This window comes from Nitrosospira briensis C-128, from assembly GCF_000619905.2.
Classification (GTDB): domain Bacteria; phylum Pseudomonadota; class Gammaproteobacteria; order Burkholderiales; family Nitrosomonadaceae; genus Nitrosospira; species Nitrosospira briensis.
Window position 1 is genome coordinate 1,143,573 of the sequence record NZ_CP012371.1, and the last position, 18,433, is coordinate 1,162,005.

The 18,433-nt window shown below is 53.4% G+C and carries 19 protein-coding genes and 1 tRNA gene; all 20 read right to left on the reverse strand.

Annotation, left to right across the window (positions count from 1 at the left end; genetic code table 11):
* Nucleotides 1-19 precede the first annotated feature (19 nt).
* On the reverse strand, nt 20-1,207 hold the full coding sequence (locus tag F822_RS05180; RefSeq protein ID WP_025040370.1) for a 5-(carboxyamino)imidazole ribonucleotide synthase: 1,188 nt from the start codon (nt 1,205-1,207) through the stop codon (nt 20-22).
* Nucleotides 1,204-1,695 carry a 5-(carboxyamino)imidazole ribonucleotide mutase gene (gene purE / locus F822_RS05185; RefSeq protein WP_025040371.1) on the reverse strand — a complete coding sequence of 164 codons (492 nt, stop codon included), beginning with the start codon at nt 1,693-1,695 and terminating at the stop codon, nt 1,204-1,206. Before purE ends, F822_RS05180 begins: the two co-directional genes overlap by 4 nt.
* 15 nt (nt 1,696-1,710) lie before the next feature.
* Entirely contained in the window at nt 1,711-2,154 is a 444-nt protein-coding gene (locus F822_RS05190) for a phosphate-starvation-inducible protein PsiE (protein WP_025040372.1), read from the reverse strand.
* 117 nt (nt 2,155-2,271) lie between these two features.
* Nucleotides 2,272-3,051, reverse strand: coding sequence for an HAD family hydrolase (locus F822_RS05195; RefSeq protein ID WP_025040373.1), 780 nt, complete (start codon nt 3,049-3,051; stop codon nt 2,272-2,274).
* 60 nt (nt 3,052-3,111) lie between these two features.
* Entirely contained in the window at nt 3,112-4,116 is a 1,005-nt protein-coding gene (locus tag F822_RS05200; RefSeq protein ID WP_025040374.1) for an L-threonylcarbamoyladenylate synthase, read from the reverse strand.
* Nucleotides 4,113-4,865, reverse strand: coding sequence for an endonuclease/exonuclease/phosphatase family protein (locus F822_RS05205; RefSeq protein WP_025040375.1), 753 nt, complete (start codon nt 4,863-4,865; stop codon nt 4,113-4,115). The genes F822_RS05200 and F822_RS05205 overlap by 4 nt, the downstream gene beginning before the upstream one ends.
* 90 nt (nt 4,866-4,955) lie before the next feature.
* A complete protein-coding gene (gene nadA / locus F822_RS05210) occupies nt 4,956-6,056 on the reverse strand; it encodes a quinolinate synthase NadA (protein ID WP_025040376.1) in 1,101 nt (366 codons plus the stop codon).
* A gap of 292 nt (nt 6,057-6,348) precedes the next feature.
* The gene (gene nudB / locus F822_RS05215) at nt 6,349-6,843 is read right to left on the reverse strand and encodes a dihydroneopterin triphosphate diphosphatase (protein ID WP_407938233.1); all 495 of its coding nucleotides are present in this window, start codon (nt 6,841-6,843) and stop codon (nt 6,349-6,351) included.
* Between the two features lie 123 nt (nt 6,844-6,966).
* Nucleotides 6,967-8,733, reverse strand: a complete 1,767-nt coding sequence (gene aspS, locus F822_RS05220) for an aspartate--tRNA ligase (protein WP_025040378.1) — start codon at nt 8,731-8,733, stop codon at nt 6,967-6,969.
* A gap of 29 nt (nt 8,734-8,762) precedes the next feature.
* On the reverse strand, nt 8,763-9,434 hold the full coding sequence (locus F822_RS05225) for a DUF502 domain-containing protein (RefSeq protein ID WP_025040379.1): 672 nt from the start codon (nt 9,432-9,434) through the stop codon (nt 8,763-8,765).
* Nucleotides 9,435-9,451: 17 nt separating this feature from the next.
* On the reverse strand, nt 9,452-9,748 hold the full coding sequence (locus F822_RS05230) for an FmdB family zinc ribbon protein (protein WP_025040380.1): 297 nt from the start codon (nt 9,746-9,748) through the stop codon (nt 9,452-9,454).
* 296 nt (nt 9,749-10,044) lie between these two features.
* A complete protein-coding gene (locus tag F822_RS15195; protein WP_156304345.1) occupies nt 10,045-10,239 on the reverse strand; it encodes a hypothetical protein in 195 nt (64 codons plus the stop codon).
* 520 nt (nt 10,240-10,759) lie between these two features.
* Nucleotides 10,760-12,484, reverse strand: a complete 1,725-nt coding sequence (locus F822_RS05240) for a di-heme-cytochrome C peroxidase (protein WP_197272882.1) — start codon at nt 12,482-12,484, stop codon at nt 10,760-10,762.
* 996 nt (nt 12,485-13,480) lie between these two features.
* Complete coding sequence (locus F822_RS15200; RefSeq protein ID WP_156304346.1) at nt 13,481-13,633, reverse strand: hypothetical protein; 153 nt, start codon at nt 13,631-13,633, stop codon at nt 13,481-13,483.
* A gap of 52 nt (nt 13,634-13,685) precedes the next feature.
* On the reverse strand, nt 13,686-14,777 hold the full coding sequence (gene ychF, locus F822_RS05250) for a redox-regulated ATPase YchF (RefSeq protein ID WP_025040383.1): 1,092 nt from the start codon (nt 14,775-14,777) through the stop codon (nt 13,686-13,688).
* Nucleotides 14,778-14,880: 103 nt separating this feature from the next.
* On the reverse strand, nt 14,881-15,459 hold the full coding sequence (gene pth, locus F822_RS05255) for an aminoacyl-tRNA hydrolase (protein ID WP_036575173.1): 579 nt from the start codon (nt 15,457-15,459) through the stop codon (nt 14,881-14,883).
* A gap of 93 nt (nt 15,460-15,552) precedes the next feature.
* The gene (locus F822_RS05260; protein ID WP_025040385.1) at nt 15,553-16,248 is read right to left on the reverse strand and encodes a 50S ribosomal protein L25/general stress protein Ctc; all 696 of its coding nucleotides are present in this window, start codon (nt 16,246-16,248) and stop codon (nt 15,553-15,555) included.
* A gap of 128 nt (nt 16,249-16,376) precedes the next feature.
* A complete protein-coding gene (locus F822_RS05265) occupies nt 16,377-17,327 on the reverse strand; it encodes a ribose-phosphate pyrophosphokinase (RefSeq protein WP_025040386.1) in 951 nt (316 codons plus the stop codon).
* 169 nt (nt 17,328-17,496) lie between these two features.
* A tRNA-Gln gene (locus F822_RS05270) sits at nt 17,497-17,571 on the reverse strand.
* 4 nt (nt 17,572-17,575) lie between these two features.
* The gene (ispE, locus tag F822_RS05275) at nt 17,576-18,421 is read right to left on the reverse strand and encodes a 4-(cytidine 5'-diphospho)-2-C-methyl-D-erythritol kinase (RefSeq protein ID WP_025040387.1); all 846 of its coding nucleotides are present in this window, start codon (nt 18,419-18,421) and stop codon (nt 17,576-17,578) included.
* Nucleotides 18,422-18,433 lie beyond the last annotated feature (12 nt).

Sequence of the window (18,433 nt, forward strand, 5' to 3'; positions counted from 1 at the left end):
ATCTATGCAGGCACTATTTTCATATAGCGGCATGATGCTGGGATTCTAGCGATTGCTTGATTTCCAGCGCAAGCTGCAACGCGGCTTCAGCCGTCTCGGCGAGCACGGTATAGTGCCCCATTTTTCGTCCTGGCCGAGCGTCAAGCTTGCCGTACAAGTGTAATTTGACGTTGGGATGCCGACGCAACTGTTCCCATTCCGGCTCTCCCCGCTGCCACAGATCACCCAATAAATTCACCATCACCGCCGCCCCATGCATGGCGGTGCTGCCGAGCAGCAGGCCACAAAGTATCCTCACCTGTTGATCGAACTGCGAGGTGACGCAGGCATCAATAGTGTAATGGCCGCTGTTGTGGGGACGCGGAGCAATTTCGTTCACCAGCAACCTGCCATCGGACAGCACAAAGAATTCCACGCATAATATGCCATGGTAATCGAGCTTCTCCGCGACGCGAACCGCAATTTCACGTGCTTTCTGAACGATAGTCTCCGATACCCTGGCTGGAACAATGCTGACATCGAGTATGCCGTTACGATGTTGATTCTCCGATACGGGAAAAGTGTTTACCTCGCCATCGAATCCGCGCGATACGATAACCGACACTTCGCACTCCAATGACAACAGTTTCTCCAGTACGCATGCAGCCCCTTTCATTCCACTCAGCGCATGATCCAGTTCTATTGCGTTTTTTACCCGCACCTGTCCCTTGCCGTCGTAACCGAAACGGCTAACTTTGAGAATACCCGGAAATAATCCAGGGAACAGTTCCGGACGCTTTCGTGGTGATGCCTCGTCCAGATCGAGCGATTTATGCAATTCATGTGAATTCTGTATTACCGCATACGGCACGACCCCCAACCCGTTCGCAGCAAGGAAATTTTTTTCAAGAATGCGATCTTGCGCAACCGCTACACTGTTCGCTGCCGGACTGACCACGCAGTGCTCAGCCAGTATTCGAAGAGATTCAGCGGGAACATTCTCGAATTCCGTGGTAACGCCCGCGCAGGTGGATGCGAGTTCACCCAGCGCATCGGTGTCGAGATAATCCGCATGCAAATGGCGGTCAGCCACGCTGCTCGATGGGTTCCCTTCGGCTGGATCGAGTACGGTGACGCGGTAGCCCATGCTCTGCGCAGCCATGGTAAACATGCGGCCGAGCTGGCCGCCGCCCAGAAGGCCAAGCATCGCTCCCGGCCTGATGCTCATAATTCAGGTAGTGTCGATGCCGCGACCGCTGCTGCCTGAGTTTCGCGAAATGCGGCAAGACGCGCTGCCAGTTTTGTATCTTCCACCGCCAGCAGCGCAATGGCAAACAATGCCGCGTTGGATGCACCCGAATCGCCTATGGCGAAGGTGGCGACAGGGATACCCTTGGGCATCTGCACAATGGAAAGAAGCGAATCCAGCCCTTTAAGCTGCCTGGAAGTAACCGGCACACCCAGCACCGGCAAGATAGTTTTGGCGGCAATCATTCCAGGAAGATGGGCCGCACCGCCCGCACCGGCAATAATACACTTGAGCCCACGCTTGACCGCAGTTTCCGCATACTCGAACATACGATCCGGAGTACGATGAGCGGAAACCACCTCGGCCTCGTAAGGTACATTAAACTCACTCAATATATCGGCCGCATGCTTCATGACTTCCCAGTCGCTACTGCTACCCATTATTACGCCAACCACGGGGTTGTTCATTTAATGCCCTTCATTTCAATCGAGGGGACGCGTTTTTCTGGACGTCGCGTCTTCCAGATCATCCAGGTCTTCCAGGTAGGGATAACGCACATGCCCAAAACGGATAACCAGAACCGCCAACGCGACCAGCACAATCGAGGCGGAGACACCAAGCAGCCTCATACTATCCATCTCCTTGATATCGACTGTCACATATCGCGCCATCGCCACCATGGCGATGTAAAGAGGGAATCGTACCGGCAGCTTGCCGGACTCGAAATATAACCCCACCATCGTCAGGATTTCAAGATAGAGAAACATCAGCAGCAAATCTGCGAGCGTAACTCTGGCGTTGTGTACCATCAGCATGGTTTCCTGATAACCTGCAAAAATCGTGGCCAACGCGATAACGATGAGTCCCGCAGCTTCAAAGAGCCGAAGCATCCGGTGGGAATAAATAGTGGTGCGGGGATTCAGCATTTTATTTTTCTGTGATGATTTGCCAGCAATCAAAGCCAATATTACCTCTTCCAGATGACAATTCCAATTTCGGACGTCGATTTCGATTGAAGCGGGTAATTATTATTGCAGGCGGCTCTATGGCCTTCCGCGGTATTCCCCCTTCAAACTCAGCAGTAGTGCACTATCCACCCAACCAGTGAAAGGCAGATTCCCCTGTAGCACAGTGAATGGTTGCGCCGGTTCGCCCAGATCCGACAATACTATCGCCGCTCCGCTAAAATCCTGTAGTCGAGTGTAATCGCTGATGGTGATTATCGTATCGAGCCCTGCAGCGAGCGATGCTCTCAGCCCGTTTTCGGAATCTTCTATTGCCACGCATTGTTGCGCCGGCAACCCCAGTTGATCAAGTACCCAGTGATAAATATCCGGCTCAGGTTTTTTTCCGGGAACGATATCTCCCGCACCAATAACGTCGAACCAACCAGGGGAATCCTCCCCCAGCGTAGATTTCAAAAGTGCGGTTACGTTTTCCGGTGTCGTGGTAGTCGCAATAGCCATTTTTATATTCGTATCGCGCAAGTGATGGATCAGGCGAGCTACACCGGGGCGTAGCGGAATTCCGCCGTTTTCGAGCAAATTCACATAATGCTTCGTTTTCACCTTATGCAAGCCGGCTATCCAGTCATCCAGTCCGCTTCTGCTCAGCTCCGCAGGTGCATGGCTTTCCATGAAATGCCGAATGCGCTCTTTTCCGCCTGTTATAGCCAGCAGTTCACCATAAAGTTCGACTTCCCATTCCCAGTCGAGGCCGAACTCTTCGAACGCGGCATTGAAAGCGAGACGATGTCCGTCACGCTCGGTATCAGCTAATGTGCCGTCAACGTCAAACAGTACCGCACGAACCGCGCTATTCATCACTATCTCCTTCATCTTGTCGCTTTATTTTCGATATTCTTTGCCATGGCACGACATGTTTCAATCATCGCGCTGCGCGGCACAACTGGCGCGCTGTAACCGATCTGCGATCGCCATCCAGCCTGGTTTATCCGGAGGCGCTTCCACCAGCAGGCGGTCGAACCGTTCCTGGTCGAACCGGCGCAACGTTCCATACAACAGGCGACCGTATGCCGCTGGTTCAGCAGGCATGGAAAAATGGGCGATGTTTTTATTTTCGGCGTGATCCATCTGCCGGTCGGACCACGCTATTATCACAATGCGCAATCCTTTTGTCCCGAGCTCGAGAGCACGATGGGATAATAATTCCGAATGCCAAAGCTCCAGCGGCGTTTCCGGCGCATAGTGAGACTTGAGCGCACCCGGCACGCGTACAGCGCGCTTTTCTTGTCCGGATAGTATCACTCTGCCTTTCAATACCTCTGCCAGCGCCGGCAACGGAATACCTCCCGGCCGCAATATGACGGCCATCTCGCCGTCAAAGCCGACAATTGTGCTTTCCAGGCCAACTCGACATGGACCACCATCCAGAATCATATCTACCGACTCACCCAGTTCTTCCCGCACATGAGCTGCCGTTGTAGGGCTTATACGCCCAAACCGGTTGGCAGACGGTGCGGCAAGCGCTTTCTCTGGCCCCAGTGCATTCAATAAGGCAAGCGCGACGGGGTGATCCGGCACCCGCAATCCAACCGTATCCTGACCTCCCGTTACACTTTCCGGCACGTGTCGGCTGCGCCGCAATATCAAAGTCAGCGGCCCCGGCCAGAAGTATTCGGTCAGTTGCCAAGCCTGTTCGGGGACTTCTTGCGCCCAGCGTTGCAAATGAGATGAACCGGCAAAATGAACGATGAGGGGATGATCCACCGGTCGCTTTTTTATCTCGAACAGACGTCGTACCGCGGAAGGGCTGGAGATATCCGCCCCAAGGCCATAAACCGTTTCGGTGGGAAAGGCCACGACCCCGCCCGCCCTTAGCAACGCAGCAGCAGCGGTGATCTGGCTGTGCGGTTCCAGTGACATCATCTAAGCGTCATTCTCGCCGACAGCACAGCATGATCGGAAGTTTGCGACCAGGGATGACCCCGATGCACCTGCGTCTTTTCTACCTGGAACCCTCGCACATAGATGCGATCGAGCCGGAACAACGGCAACGCGGAGGGATAGCTGCGCGCGGCTCTCCCCTCAGTCGACTCAAAAGCTTCGATCAGGCTGAATCGCTCAACCAGAACCCGGCTCGCTATTTCGCGCCAATCGTTGAAATCTCCGGCAATGACCAGCGGCGCCTGTCGGGGCACCAGTTGCTCGATATGCTGCCCCAACACTTGCAATTGCTGCGATTGTCCTCTCTTGAACAGCCCCAGGTGCACGCATATGCAGTGGAGTCTTTCCGGCCAGCCAGGAACATCGATCTCGCAATGGAGCAGGCCCCGGCTCTCGAAACGATGCGCCGAAACATCGAGATTGGCCCATCGCATGATAGGGTAACGGCTTAGAATTGCATTGCCGTGATGCCCTTCATTGTATACCGCGTTTTTTCCGTAGGCGAAATCCGACCAGACCGAATCGGCGAGAAACTCATACTGGGGGTTGCATGGCCAGTTTTCGAAACGCGCCGCGTGCCCCTTGTGGAAGCCGACCACTTCCTGCAAAAAAATGATGTCTGCATCAAGTGCCCGCAAGCTGTCGCGCAACTGATGCAGCACTACGCGCCGATTAAAATGAGAAAAACCTTTGTGAATGTTATAGGTCGCGATATGCAGCGTATTGAGCATATGGTGAACGTCAGCTTATCCCGGAAAATTGATGTGCATGCTACCTGCCAATATCCATTTCCGGTCCCCTGGAGAAATCGTATTTTTTCATTATATTGAAACCTCCAGCATCCGTTCCAGCGCCAATTTCGCAAGTACCGCTTCGGCAGCCGGCACCTTGATCTGATTCACGACCTTATCCGCGATCAGGTTTTCCAGCGTCCACGCCAGATGTTGCGGATCGATGCGGGCCATGGTGGAGCACATGCAGATTGTCGAGGCCATGAACTGCACTATTTTCCCTTCGGGTTTGAACTCCTCCGCGATACGGCTGACCAGATTCAGCTCGGTACCCACCAGCCAGCGGGTTTCCGCCTCCGCTTCACGGATGGTCTTGATGATGTACTCGGTAGAACCAACAAAATCGGAATTTTTACATACCTCGAAACTGCATTCCGGATGTGAAATCACCTTTCCGTCCGGATGCTGATTGCGGAATCGCAGTATGTGCTGCGGCTGAAACATCTGATGCACCGAACAATGCCCTTTCCATAGCAGGATTTTTGCTTTCCTGATTTGCTCCGGTGTAAGCCCGCCCAGCGGCTCATCAAAATCCCACACCACCATCTCGTCCAGTGGGACCCCCAGCTTGTGGCCGCTCCAGCGTCCCAGATGCTGGTCCGGAAAAAATAGTACTTTTTCCCGGCGCGAAAAGGACCACTCCAGAATCTTTGTCGCATTGCTGGAAGTGCAGACGATGCCGCCGTGCTCGCCGCAAAAGGCTTTTAGATCAGCGGCAGAATTAATATAGGTCACGGGCGTGACCGCCTCATCAGGATCAAGCACTTCCGACAACTCGCGCCAGGCACGCTCCACCTTGGAAAGACTTGCCATATCCGCCATCGAGCAACCGGCCGCGAGGTCAGGCAGGATGGTAACCTGCTCCGGCTTGGAGAGAACATCCGCCACTTCGGCCATGAAATGGACGCCACAAAACACCAGATAATCCGCATCCGTTTCCACGGCAAGGCGCGACAGCTTCAGGGAATCGCCGGTGAGATCGGCATGCTTATAAACATCCGCACGCTGATAATGATGGGCGAGAATTACGACGCGCTTTCCGAGCGTGGCTTTAGCCTCCACAATGCGCTGCGCGCAGTCGTCATCTTTCAAGTTATCAAAACGTTCAAATGCAATAGCTTCCGCTGGCATGGCTACTCCTGTTTTTTTCCTCAAGAAACGGTTAGACAACCTCTAATAGGACCTGTGTGGATCGCTTATCAAGCGCCAAGCTGGCAACTGCAATGCAACTGAGCCGTTAAAGCCGGAATAATTCACAAGCATATGATGAGGCTGTTGACGCGATCATCTGCACAGGGCATTTCTTTTTTAATTACATCTCATTCCGGACGCTATCTTGCCAAGATCATGCTCCAGTATCCTGCCGGCAAACTCGGGTAGTTATCCAAAGGCTGCCTGGCAAATACTTTGTCAGACCCATATCCTAACTATCGGTTCTACCAGGCTCCAGGTATGGATTTTTTTCGCTGCGATTATTTCTGTCGCTTTTATCTGAAGCCAGCTTTCGTATCGCCTCCGCGTTAGTCGGGGAAAAAACCTTTTCCACTGCGTTCTCCCAGGGAAACCAGGCAAAGCGGAGATGCTCTCTTGCTGCCACCGAGACCGGAACCGGCTCTGGCACGAGCAGGCCGAAAACATGCTCGGTATTGTGTGTCACCTCCGGTGCATACCGCCAGCGCCATTCCTCATAAATCTCGTATTCGTTCTGAATGTTCCAGTCGGTCAATTCGTAGCGACCGGCATCCAGTCCGGTTTCCTCGGCCACTTCGCGCGCTGCCGTTTGCAGAAGCGTTTCGCCTTGATTCTGACTCCCCGTAACCGATTGCCAATACCCGGGATGATCCGCCCTCTCCAGCAACAGAATCTGCCTATCCGGCGTGTGGATGATTACCAGGACGGAAATCGGTGTCTTATAAATTTTCACCGCGAAGATTTCGCAAGGAATAGAGATTGGAAAATTGCTCCGGCCTGCGGAGCGCATTATTTTCAATCCGGATCTCCGCTGACCACGCACCAGGATTTTACTTTTGGCGCCTACAGCTTACATATTGCGAAGCTTGATATGCAGTTCCCGCAACTGCTTTTCACCCACCGTACTGGGTGCATGCGTCAGCAGGCATTGTGCGCGCTGCGTCTTCGGAAAAGCAATGACATCACGGATTGATTCGGAACCCGTCATCATCGCAACGATACGATCGAGTCCAAATGCAATGCCGCCATGCGGTGGCGCACCATATTGCAACGCTTCCAGCAGAAAACCAAATTTCTCATGTGCCTCATCGGCCCCGATATTGAGCGCGCGGAATACCTTTGACTGTACTTCCTGGCGATGGATACGCACTGAACCACCGCCAATTTCCGAGCCATTCAACACCATATCGTACGCCCTGGATAATGCGTTTCCGGGGTCACTCTCCAGCAGGTCTTCGTGGCCGTCCGCAGGAGAGGTAAATGGATGATGCAAGGCTTTCCAGCGGTTTTCTTCCTCATCGCGTTCGAACATGGGAAAATCGACCACCCATAGAGGCTTCCAACCGGATTCGGCAAGTCCACGGTCATGCCCGACCTTGGCGCGCAACGCACCAAGCGCCTCATTCACCACCTGGGCCTTGTCCGCACCAAAGAATATGAGATCGCCATCTTCCGCGCCCGTACGCTCCAGGATAACTTGTATCACTGCCTCTGGCAGAAACTTCAGTATCGGCGACTGCAGGCCTTCAAGACCTTTTTCCAGCGCGTTGACTTTGATATATGCGAGCCCCTTCGCCCCATATATTGCTGCGAAACTGGTGTAGTCATCTATTTCCTTGCGGGATAATGTCCCACCCGCCGGTACCCGAAGCGCAGCCACTCGGCCCCCGGTTTTAAGGGCAGCTTCGCGGAAGACCTTGAATTCCACATCCCGCATCACATCGGTAAGCTCGGTCAAAACCAGCGAGACGCGCAAATCCGGTTTGTCCGAACCGTACCGGGACATCGCTTCTCCGTATGCCAGGCGCGGGAAGGGACTTGGCAGATCAATATTCATTGTGTTTTTGAATATTCCACAAATCATCTCTTCCATCAGCGCCATGATCTGGGCTTCATTCAGGAAAGACGTCTCGATATCGATCTGGGTGAATTCGGGCTGGCGATCGGCGCGCAAATCCTCATCGCGAAAGCATTTGGTGATCTGGTAGTAACGGTCGAATCCGGCGACCATCAGGAGTTGCTTGAACAACTGCGGCGATTGCGGAAGCGCAAAAAAATGCCCCGTGTTGACACGGGACGGCACCAGGTAATCCCGCGCACCCTCAGGCGTGGATTTGGTCAGCATTGGCGTTTCAACATCAATGAAGCCGTGCTGGTCGAGAAATACGCGGACCGCCATCGCCACCTTGTAGCGTAATCGCAGGTTTTCCTGCATTTTCGGACGTCGCAGATCGAGATAGCGATGTTCCAGACGCACGGCTTCACTCAGGTTTTCGTCATCCATCAGAAACGGTGGCGTGAGCGAAGCATTGAGTATCTCGATGGACTGTACCAGCACCTCAATTTCGCCACTGACGAGGTCAGGGTTGACTGTGCCGGTCGGACGGGGCCTCACCGTGCCGGTAACTCGGAGTACGAACTCGTTGCGAATTTTCTCCGCGCTTTGAAAAGCGGGCGCATTGTCGGGGTCGCATACCACCTGCACCAACCCCTCGCGGTCTCGCAGATCGATGAATATGACGCCACCATGGTCGCGGCGGCGATGCACCCAGCCATAGAGGGTGACATTCTGCTTCAGATATTTGGCATCAATGAGGCCGCAGTAGTCAGTACGCATGACAGCTCTGTAATTGGGGGAATAAGAAATCAGGATTTGTCGCTTGAAGCGGAACTGGCAGCACCGCTGCCATGCAGCAGCGCTGCCTGTGATTGATTCGCGTCTTTTTTTCCATTGCTGGGTGCGACGACACCCATGGAAATAATATATTTCAATGCCGCATCCACACTCATGTCGAGCTCGATCACATCACTTTTCGGCATCATCAGGAAAAATCCGGAAGTAGGGTTGGGCGTAGTCGGCACATAGACGCTCACATAGTCTCCCTTGAGATGATTGGCCACATCGCCGCCCGGATGTCCTGTCATGAACGCAATGGTCCACGAACCCTTACGCGGATATTGCACCAGCAATGCCTTACGGAACGCCTCCCCCTGACTGGAAAATAGCGTATCGCTGACTTGCTTGACCCCGTAATAGATCGATTTTACGACCGGTATGCGCCATAAAACGCCTTCCCAGAATAATACCAGCCGCTGGCCGATGATATTGGTCGTCAGCAAGCCAGTGAGAAATACCACCAGCAAGGTTAACACCGTACCGACACCGGGCACATATACGCCCACAAACGCTTCAGGACGCAGGTTCTCCGGCAAGAGCAACAGAGACTGATCCATGGTACCAATGAGAAATCTCAACGCCCAGGCGGTAATGCCAAGAGGCACCCAGATCAGAAGCCCGGTAATGAAGTAGCGTTTCATATCAGGGGATTGGGAACTTACTCACCAGGGCAGGCCGGGCACGCGGCACCCGCTGCCGGTGTTGCCGCAGGTCCGGTTTCACTCTTGACGGCGGCTGACGCTTCCGCATCAGGTTTCGGTTTCGGCTTTGCACCGTCCTTGAAATCGGTAGCGTACCAGCCGCTGCCCTTCAATTGAAAACCCGCAGCGGAAATAAGCTTGACATAAGCATCGCTGCCGCACGAAGGGCACGCCGCAACCGGCGCATCGTTCACCTTTTGCAGATATTCTTTTTCAAAACCACAGGACCCGCAACGGTATTCATAGATCGGCATGACAGCCCTCCAATACAGCGGAATAGAAAAAATGAAATTATACCTCAACCACTTGCTTAACCGGGAAATATGGGCTGCAAGCGGGGATTACAAGATGGGCTGCCGGATATACCCTGAATGAGCCCGGATTAATGCCGGGATACGGAGTTTGTGCGATCCACGGTAGGAAATCGGCGATAAAACAGGATAGCACGCCCGTAAAAATGCCGGGTATGCGGATATTGAAAATGGATGGGGATTCTCAGGCAGATCTACAGCGTTTGCATCGAACGCAGATCAGGTCCGGCATATACGTTTCAATGCACGTTTATGATGTAATCGTCGCGATTGAGAGAACGATAAGGTTTTTCCTGACAAAATCGAGTGAACGCCAGATCTCCAGCCTCAGTTTCAGAGTCGGCTTCGATATCGTAATCAGCTAGAACGCCACTGTAATTAGGCTCGCCGTTTATCGATGGCTCGGCAGGTGTTATAAGGACTTTGTATCTCATAACTCCTCCATATTTATCTTGCACCTGATTTCGAAAAATTTTATTCAGTCACGATTTATCGGGCCATACAAGTACAGTATAGGCAATAATTGGCGCCCACGCCGACACCTCGATAAAACGCCCTGGTAATTACACGGTGGCGCTTGCCCTCGGGCTCGACCCCTCAGCAGCGCGTATCAGTGATACGGGGTGTGGTCCTCTCTTGAGGATTCTCGGAACTCCTGATACTTTTCGACATGTCAAAAAGACGCGAGTGGCGAACGGACGAACGGACGAACGGACGTTAAACAGGAAATATTCTTGATGCCTAGCAGCCTGTTGGACTTAAAGGAAATCAGCTGCAAAGGCGTCTGGGCGGTTCATATTTCGCCGCTTTTTCGGCCAATAGAGTAACTATTGGCTTTCAAAATCCGCAAAATCTGCCCTCACCCAGCACCTTTTCGCTGCGATTCTTCAAGTCCGACAGGCTACTAGAAACTGCTTCTTCGATATCGAAGAAGCAGTATTTGATATGGCTAGATCAAAGTGTTTTGAGGTATTCCAGCAATGCTTTTTTCTCGTCAGCCGAAAGTGTAGTGCCAAATTCATGGCCACAGCGGCTGTTGCCGGAATTTCGATCACTGCAATCCGTAGTCTCCAGCGTATAGTCGAACTTGGTCTGCTCAATGGCAAGGCCTACATTAACTGTGTCGTATGCCGGACCGACCTTGAAGGAACTCACCCGTTCAGCCGCCGGTTTCAGCAACTCCGCCAGTGTGGGGACTGATCCATTATGAAGATAGGGAGCAGCAGCCCAGATGCCCTCGAGGACGCGCGATTCATACGCGTAGGACGGTGTGGCTGTGGCAGCCGTTAGGGGCGCCATGAACGCATCGCGAAGAGATTCTGTTTCCGGTGGAAAAGGAGACTGTGCACCCTTCATCCGAGCTTCGTCTTCGGTTTTCATCAGAACGGGAACGTAGTGCTGAAGAATGGAGCCGAGGACGGCCGTGCTCAGAACATTGAAGGCAGTATCGACGGGCTTTAGCGGCTTGGCGAGAAGCGGAATTTTCGCGCCGTCAAGCACACCCGTCTTGACCGTCCGGCCGAGAACCTCGTACTCCCTGGAATCCGTACCGACATCCATCACGGGCGTGGCCCAGGTTTTTTGGTTAAGAAACTGAGTTTTCCCCGGTTTGATGCCATGGCAATCGGCGCAGCCACCCTGTCCTGTATTGCGTGCAAAGATCTCCTTGCCTTTATCAGCAAGCGCCTGATCTACCTTCCATGCCCATTTGGGAGGACCTATTTTTTTTACTAAATCTTCCAACGCGCCCAGCCCCTGAAATTCAGCTGAGTTTTTGTGCAGGTAGTCGATTCCGAGCAAATGCCGCGCATCTTTCTTTGGACGAAAAATCCCGAATACGCCATAAACTTCTCCAAGATTTCTGGCAAGGCCAAGAATGTCGTTGCCATTGCTGGAGAAACCAGGCCACTGGGTCTTGTCCTGAATTGCGGCATTCCAGAGGAACGGATAGCGTACCGGCGCGATGGCTGGCTGAATGTTCTCCGGGATCATGCGAGTAGGCGAAGAACCAATATCGAGGCCGGCGAGCCGGTTGAAGATCATCGATACGGCGTCGAGTCGCGCCGGCCCCCAGGGCTGGTCAGGAAGTGAACCCCCAATCAACGTATGATAGGGCAAATACCAGGCCTTCACTGCCGCTCGCAACGTCTCCTTGTCCTTTGAGGTTGCCGACGAACCCAGTACAGCATGCGCGAAATCCGTGAACGCCTGTTTATTTGTCAGGATGACGTTCACGGCGACATCGAGGTCAGCCAGAAAACTCTGGAAATCGATGATTCCCGGCCCACCGTCGATCAGATATGCGGTACCGTCAACCTCAATTTGGCGGGTATGGCAGGCGGAACAATTCATGCCAATTTCCTGTTCTTCGCTTCCGCTGGCAACGGTAAATCCAATAGGTAGTCCTGCGGGCTTACTGGTTTTATTGGGCAGGTAGCCATATCGGCCAAGGCTTTCAGCCATGAATGGCTGGCCGTTTGGCTGCTTCAGTGCGGAGATCCAGCGCAACGGCATGATACGTGACCCTTGGTCGCGACTATAGAAATCCTTTCGATCTGAGGCTGTCCATTTCGTGCCTTGGTCCATGAGCACGGGTTCGGCGGCGGTTGAGGCCGGGGGCACGAGCAAGGCCAAGGTGGATAGAATGCTGCCAATACAGGATAGAACTTTGATTTTCAAGATTTATCTCCCCTCTTGATTAATGAATCGGGATATCTCATGGATCCGCCGCGTTCCTGTTGCCTCGTGTCGCCTGAAAGTTTTGAGTGTCAACGTGTACGCCAACACCTAATCCTTATGTGCGAGAGTCACAAGTTATCGACGAATTTCGGAAACCTCCCGGTTGAATGGATCAAGCTGACTTGGATGCCGGGTCGCCCCGGAATACAGGTCAGTTGATGCCTGGCGGTACAATTGCGCAGTGCGCTCTTATTAATTATTGATTTTCGACTCCCTCGCCACAAGGGCGTTGGAGCTTGTCACCGCCTCCTTAACGGAGGGAAACTGGAGAATACTGTCGCTGATGGATGGTCTGAGGACCCAGCCGCAGGTGCTGCCTTGGCTGACCCGAAATCAGAACTAAAAGAGACTGAAAGAAGTATGGAGCAGGTAAAACAGAGGTAATCAGAAAAGAAGAAAGGGGTTTTTCTCGCTATTCAAACATTGAGTAGTAACTTCTGTGTGCTTATGTTGTTACAGGTAGTCCGATCCATGCTCCGACAGTGGTAACTTCCCGGTTGGAGCCAGTTGCCCGCCTGCTCTCTTTACCTTGGATATTGAAGCCCTGACCGATGGGGTGGGTGCTATTATTTCCGCCCACATATCACTCCGCTTCGTGAACGAGGCATTACAAGGAAAGATTAATCGGCATGTTAATAAAGACGGCGACGACCGTAATTGTTATCTTGAAACTAAAGACCTAAGATCATTTAATACGCTACCGAACTCCATAAAAAAACCCAGTTTTTATTGGGTTTTTTATTGTTCCTGTACGTCGTTGGACGCCATAAAACAAGTACTGTGGTCTTACACGCTGCGCAGCTCTTTCAGTTTCAAAAGCATCGCCAAAGTGCGCTCAAATTTACGATCCAGATGCGTTTCATAGCGGTTCAGTTTCTCCGAGAGGTGTGTACGCAGTCCTTCACCTAGAGTTTGCGACTTGAATGCAGGGGTAAATCACGCTTCACACTCTGCCTGAAAGCAGATCGGTCCCAGCGTGTCGCGAATGAATTCCGCCAGCCCTTCGGCAGTCGCCGGATGCGATTCTTCTTTGACATGCTCGTCCCACCAGATGCGTGAATCGGTGCTTAGTACCCGCCATGCCTTCACGTACGCATCCGGCCACCCTTGCGCGCGATCGCGGCCGCCTTCCGAGTTGCGGCTAGACGTTAAACCGAAAGTGCATCACATCTCCATCCTTGACCACATACTCCTTGCCTTCCAGTCGCATTTTTCCGGCCTCCTTGGCTCCCTGCTCACCCTTGCACGCGATAAAGTCATCATAAGCGATGACCTCGGCGCGGATGAAGCCTTTCTCGAAATCGGTATGAATGACGGCGGCGGCCTGAGGAGCGGTATCCCCTTTTGATATGGTCCAGGCGCGCACTTCTTTCACGCCGGCAGTGAAATAGGTTTGCAGGCCGAGCAACTGGTACGCAGCGCGGACCAGCCGATTCAGCCCTGGTTCCTCCAGGTTCATGTCGTCCAGGAAGATTTGCTTGTCCTCGTCGGGCATCTCCGCAATTTCCGCTTCCAGGGCTGCGCATATCACCACCACAGGCGCGCCCTCGCGCGCGGCGTATTCCTGTACGCGTTCAAGCAGCGGATTGCCGGTGAATCCTTTTTCGTCAACATTTGCCACGTAAATGGCCGGTTTGGCGGTCAGCAGGCAGAGCGGCTTCAGCAATTGCTGTTGTTCCTTGTCCAGCCCAAGGTTCCTGACGGGCTTGCCCTGATCAAGGTGTGCCTGCGTCATTTCCAGCAGCGTCACCAGCTTGATGGCCTCCTTGGCGCCGGACTTGGCCAGCTTGGTTTCGCGTTGCAATGTCTTTTCGACGGTAGCGAGATCGGCCAGCGCCAGTTCGGTCTGTATCGTCTCAATGTCCGACACCGGATCAACACTGCCGGCGACGTGCACGACGTTGTCATTGACGAAGCAGCGTACCATGTTGACGATTCCATCAGTTTCACGGATGGTGGCCAGAAACTTGTTGCCCAACCCTTCGCCCTTGGATGCCCCCGCCACAAGGCCGGCGATATCGACGAACTCGACGATGGCCGGCTGGATCTTTTGCGGTTTGACGATCGCGCTGAGTTTGGCCAAGCGCTGATCAGGCACCTCGACTATGCCGATATTAGGCTCAATGGTGCAGAAGGGATAGTTTTCGGCGGCGATGCCCGCTTTGGTCAGCGCATTGAATAGAGTTGATTTCCCTACGTTGGGCAACCCAACGATACCGCATTTCAGGCTCATAGCTTATTTGGAGAGGTAAATGCCGAACCGACCAGAAACGGTCACGAATGGCGGAGGTGAGAAGGAGAAAATGAAGGCGCCAGTCTTTCTCAAGACTTACCCTTCATTCTTTACTACTTTTGGTATGCAATTTCATCATGGCAGCCTGACAATTTCCTTCCGCGATGAGCGGCCAGACCGCCAGGCTGCGGTGGATAGCCTCGTCTATCAGTGCCGCTTCTTCCTTGCGCGGCGGCTGCAAGACGTAATTTACCACCGCATTTCTGTCGCCGGGGTGGCCGATGCCAATGCGCAGGCGCCAGAATTCCCGAGTGGCAAGATGCGCGGCAATATCCTTCAAACCATTGTGTCCGCCCAGTCCGCCATCCAGTTTCAGCCTGGAGGTGCCCGGCGGCAAATCCAGTTCGTCATGGACTATGAGAATTTCCTCGGGCTGGATTTTGTAAAAACGACATAAAGCGGCGACGGCTTTTCCACTGGCATTCATGTAGGTCTGGGGATTGAGCAGCCACAATTCCGAATCGCCTTGGCCGACGCGCGCGCACAAGCCATGAAACCGCGCTTCTGCTTTTAACGTGATACGCAACTCATCCGCCAACCGGTATATCCACCAGGTCCCTGCATTGTGGCGCGTTGCCGCATATTCCTTACCGGGGTTTCCCAAGCCGACGATGAGTTTCATTGAATCCGACAGAAGGAAAAATACGCTTGCTCATTAAAGAAAAGCCCGCCGGAACAGACATGACTCCAGCGGGCCCCACGTAAACTATAGGGTTTATTTCTTCTTTCCCGCATCCTTCTTGCCAGAATCCTTTTTCTCCGCTTCCTTTGGAGCTTCTTTCTTCTGTACCGTTGTCGGGATATCGCCCGCGGCCACGACCGCTGCTTCTTCTGCGGCCACTCCCCGCGGAATGACGATGGTCGCTACAGGCAAATTGTCGCCCTTGGCGAGCGCTGGGATTTCCACGCCTTCCGGCAGCTTGAGATCGCTCAGATGCAGCGTGTTTCCTGAGGCTAGCTCGGCCAGATCAACCGAAATGAATTCAGGCAGATCCTTGGGTAAGCAGGAAATGTCCAGTTCGGTAAGCACGTGGCTGACGATCCCGCCGGAGAGTTTCACTCCAGGGGCAATGTCGGCGTTAACGAAGTGCAGCGGCACTTTCATGTGTATTTTCTTGTTCGGGTCGACGCGCTGGAAATCGATATGCAACACCTGAAGCTTGAATGGGTGCATCTGGATATCGCGTAATAGAACCGGTTCTTTCTGGCCTTCCACATCCATGGACAGGATGGAGGCATGGAAGGCTTCGAGCTTGAGCTTATGATAAAGATTATTATGATCCAGCTCGATTGCCTGGGCCGGGTTTTCTCCGCCGTAGATGATTCCCGGGACGACCCCGGAACCACGCAGGCGGCGGCTCGCACCTTTGCCCTGCAGTACGCGCTTTCTGGCGCTGATTTCAATTTGCATCTGTTTTCTCCACAATGTGGATCATCCGCGACCAGATGATCCTGATTAATAAAACTTGTACCGGTCTCCGAATTCTTGTCGAGATGTTTCTTTTTTTCTCTTCCTGCGAATTGGCAGATATGTCCTTTTTATTCCATGAACAGTGAACTTACCGAATCTTCATTGCTGATCCTCAGCATCGTTTCCCCCAACAGACTTGCCACGCTCAACTGATGGATACGGGCACAGGCTTTGGCGTCCTCCCGTAATGGAATCGTGTCGGTGACCACCAATTTGTCAAGGGCGGAATTCTCGATGCGTTCCACGGCATTGCCCGACAGTACCGGATGGGTGCAATAAGCGAGTACACGCTCCGCCCCTTGCTCCTTTAAAGCCCTGGCCGCCTCACACAGGGTGTTGGCCGTATCCACCATGTCATCCATGATTACGCAGGTACGCCCATCAACCTCGCCGATTATGTTCATTACCTTTGCAACGTTAAATTTCGGGCGGCGCTTATCGATGATTGCCAGATCACATTCCAGGCGTTTTGCCATCTGTCTGGCCCGCACCACGCCGCCCACATCGGGAGAAACCACTACCAGATTCTGGTAATCGTTTTTCCAAAGATCGCCCAGCAGGATCGGCATGCTATAAATATTGTCCACGGGAATATCGAAAAATCCCTGAATCTGGTCCGAATGCAGATCCATGGTCAACAATCGATCTATCCCGACGGTGGTCAGCATGTTCGCCACCACTTTGGCGGTGATTGGCACCCGCACCGAACGCGGCCTTCTATCCTGGCGGGCATAGCCGAAATAAGGTATCGCCGCCGTAATTCGCCCGGCAGAGGCCCGCTTCAGCGCATCCACCAGGACCAGCAGCTCTACCAGCGTATCGTTGGTAGGCATGCAGGTGGATTGCAAAACGAATACATCCTTGCCCCGGACGTTATCGAGGATTTCCACCATTACCTCGCCGTCGCTGAAGCGACCCACCGTCGCACGGCCAATACGGATATTCAGATGCCGCACCACATCCTGCGCCAGCTTGGGATTGGCGTTGCCGGTAAAAACCATCAAGCTATCGTAGGCCATGGCTGGAAGCTATAAGTTTGAAAATTCTGAACCTGGAACCGAGGGATTCAAGCGAATACAAGTGGCTCTCGCACATCTGATCTGACTGGGCCTGGAAAGCCTGACTACGCCTTCCGTGGAGCGCGCGTGGGATTATTCGGAGGTTTCTTATACTTCAAAACCTGAAAACTGGCTGGGGAGGTAGGGATCGAACCTACGAATGCCGGAATCAAAATCCGGTGCCTTACCACTTGGCGACTCCCCAATAACTATTCCGCAAAATCATGCATGGGATGATGATCCAGTCCCTGTGCTACAAAACCATTCATACCGGATGGAACTTGCGATAGCGCCGACCTTGCTGCCCGCTCTGTGGCGAACTCCGCAAATACGCAAGCGCCCGAGCCCGTCATCGCAGTTATCCGAGGGCCATCGAGCTGCTTCAGCCATTCAAGATGGCGCGCCACCTCGGGATATAGCCGGCATACCACCGGTTCCAGATCATTATGCCCGTGCTCGATGGAAAAGGGCGGTATTTTGATTGGGATTGTGTTTCGTGTCAATTCCTCGCTGCTAAAAACCTGCATGGTCGGCACGTGCACCGGTGGGGTCAGGACCAGATACCATGCAACCGGCAAGGCGATAGCCGAAAGCGCTTCGCCTATGCCTTCAGCAAAAGCATTCGTTCCGAAGATGAATACCGGCACGTCCGCGCCCAGCTTGAGCCCTAGTTCCAATAGCCGGCTCTTTTTCCAGCCCAGGCCCCACAAACGGTTGAGCCCCAGCAATGTCGTGGCCGCATCGGAACTGCCGCCTCCCAACCCACCTCCCATCGGAATACGCTTTTCCAGAAAGATATCGACACCCAGAGAAATGCCGCTTTCCTGTTGCAGCAACCTTGCAGCACGCACACACAGATCCTTGTCTTCGGGTACACCGGGCGTTGGCGTATGCAACTTTACCAAGCCGTCTTTCCGTGGCGCCAAATGAAGCTGATCCGAGAAATCCAGCAATCGGAACACGGTTTGCAACAGGTGATAGCCATCCTCCCGACGTCCGACTACATGCAGGAACAGATTAAGTTTGGCGGGCGCAGGGCAGGCAAGTCTGGTCATCAAATCCACGTG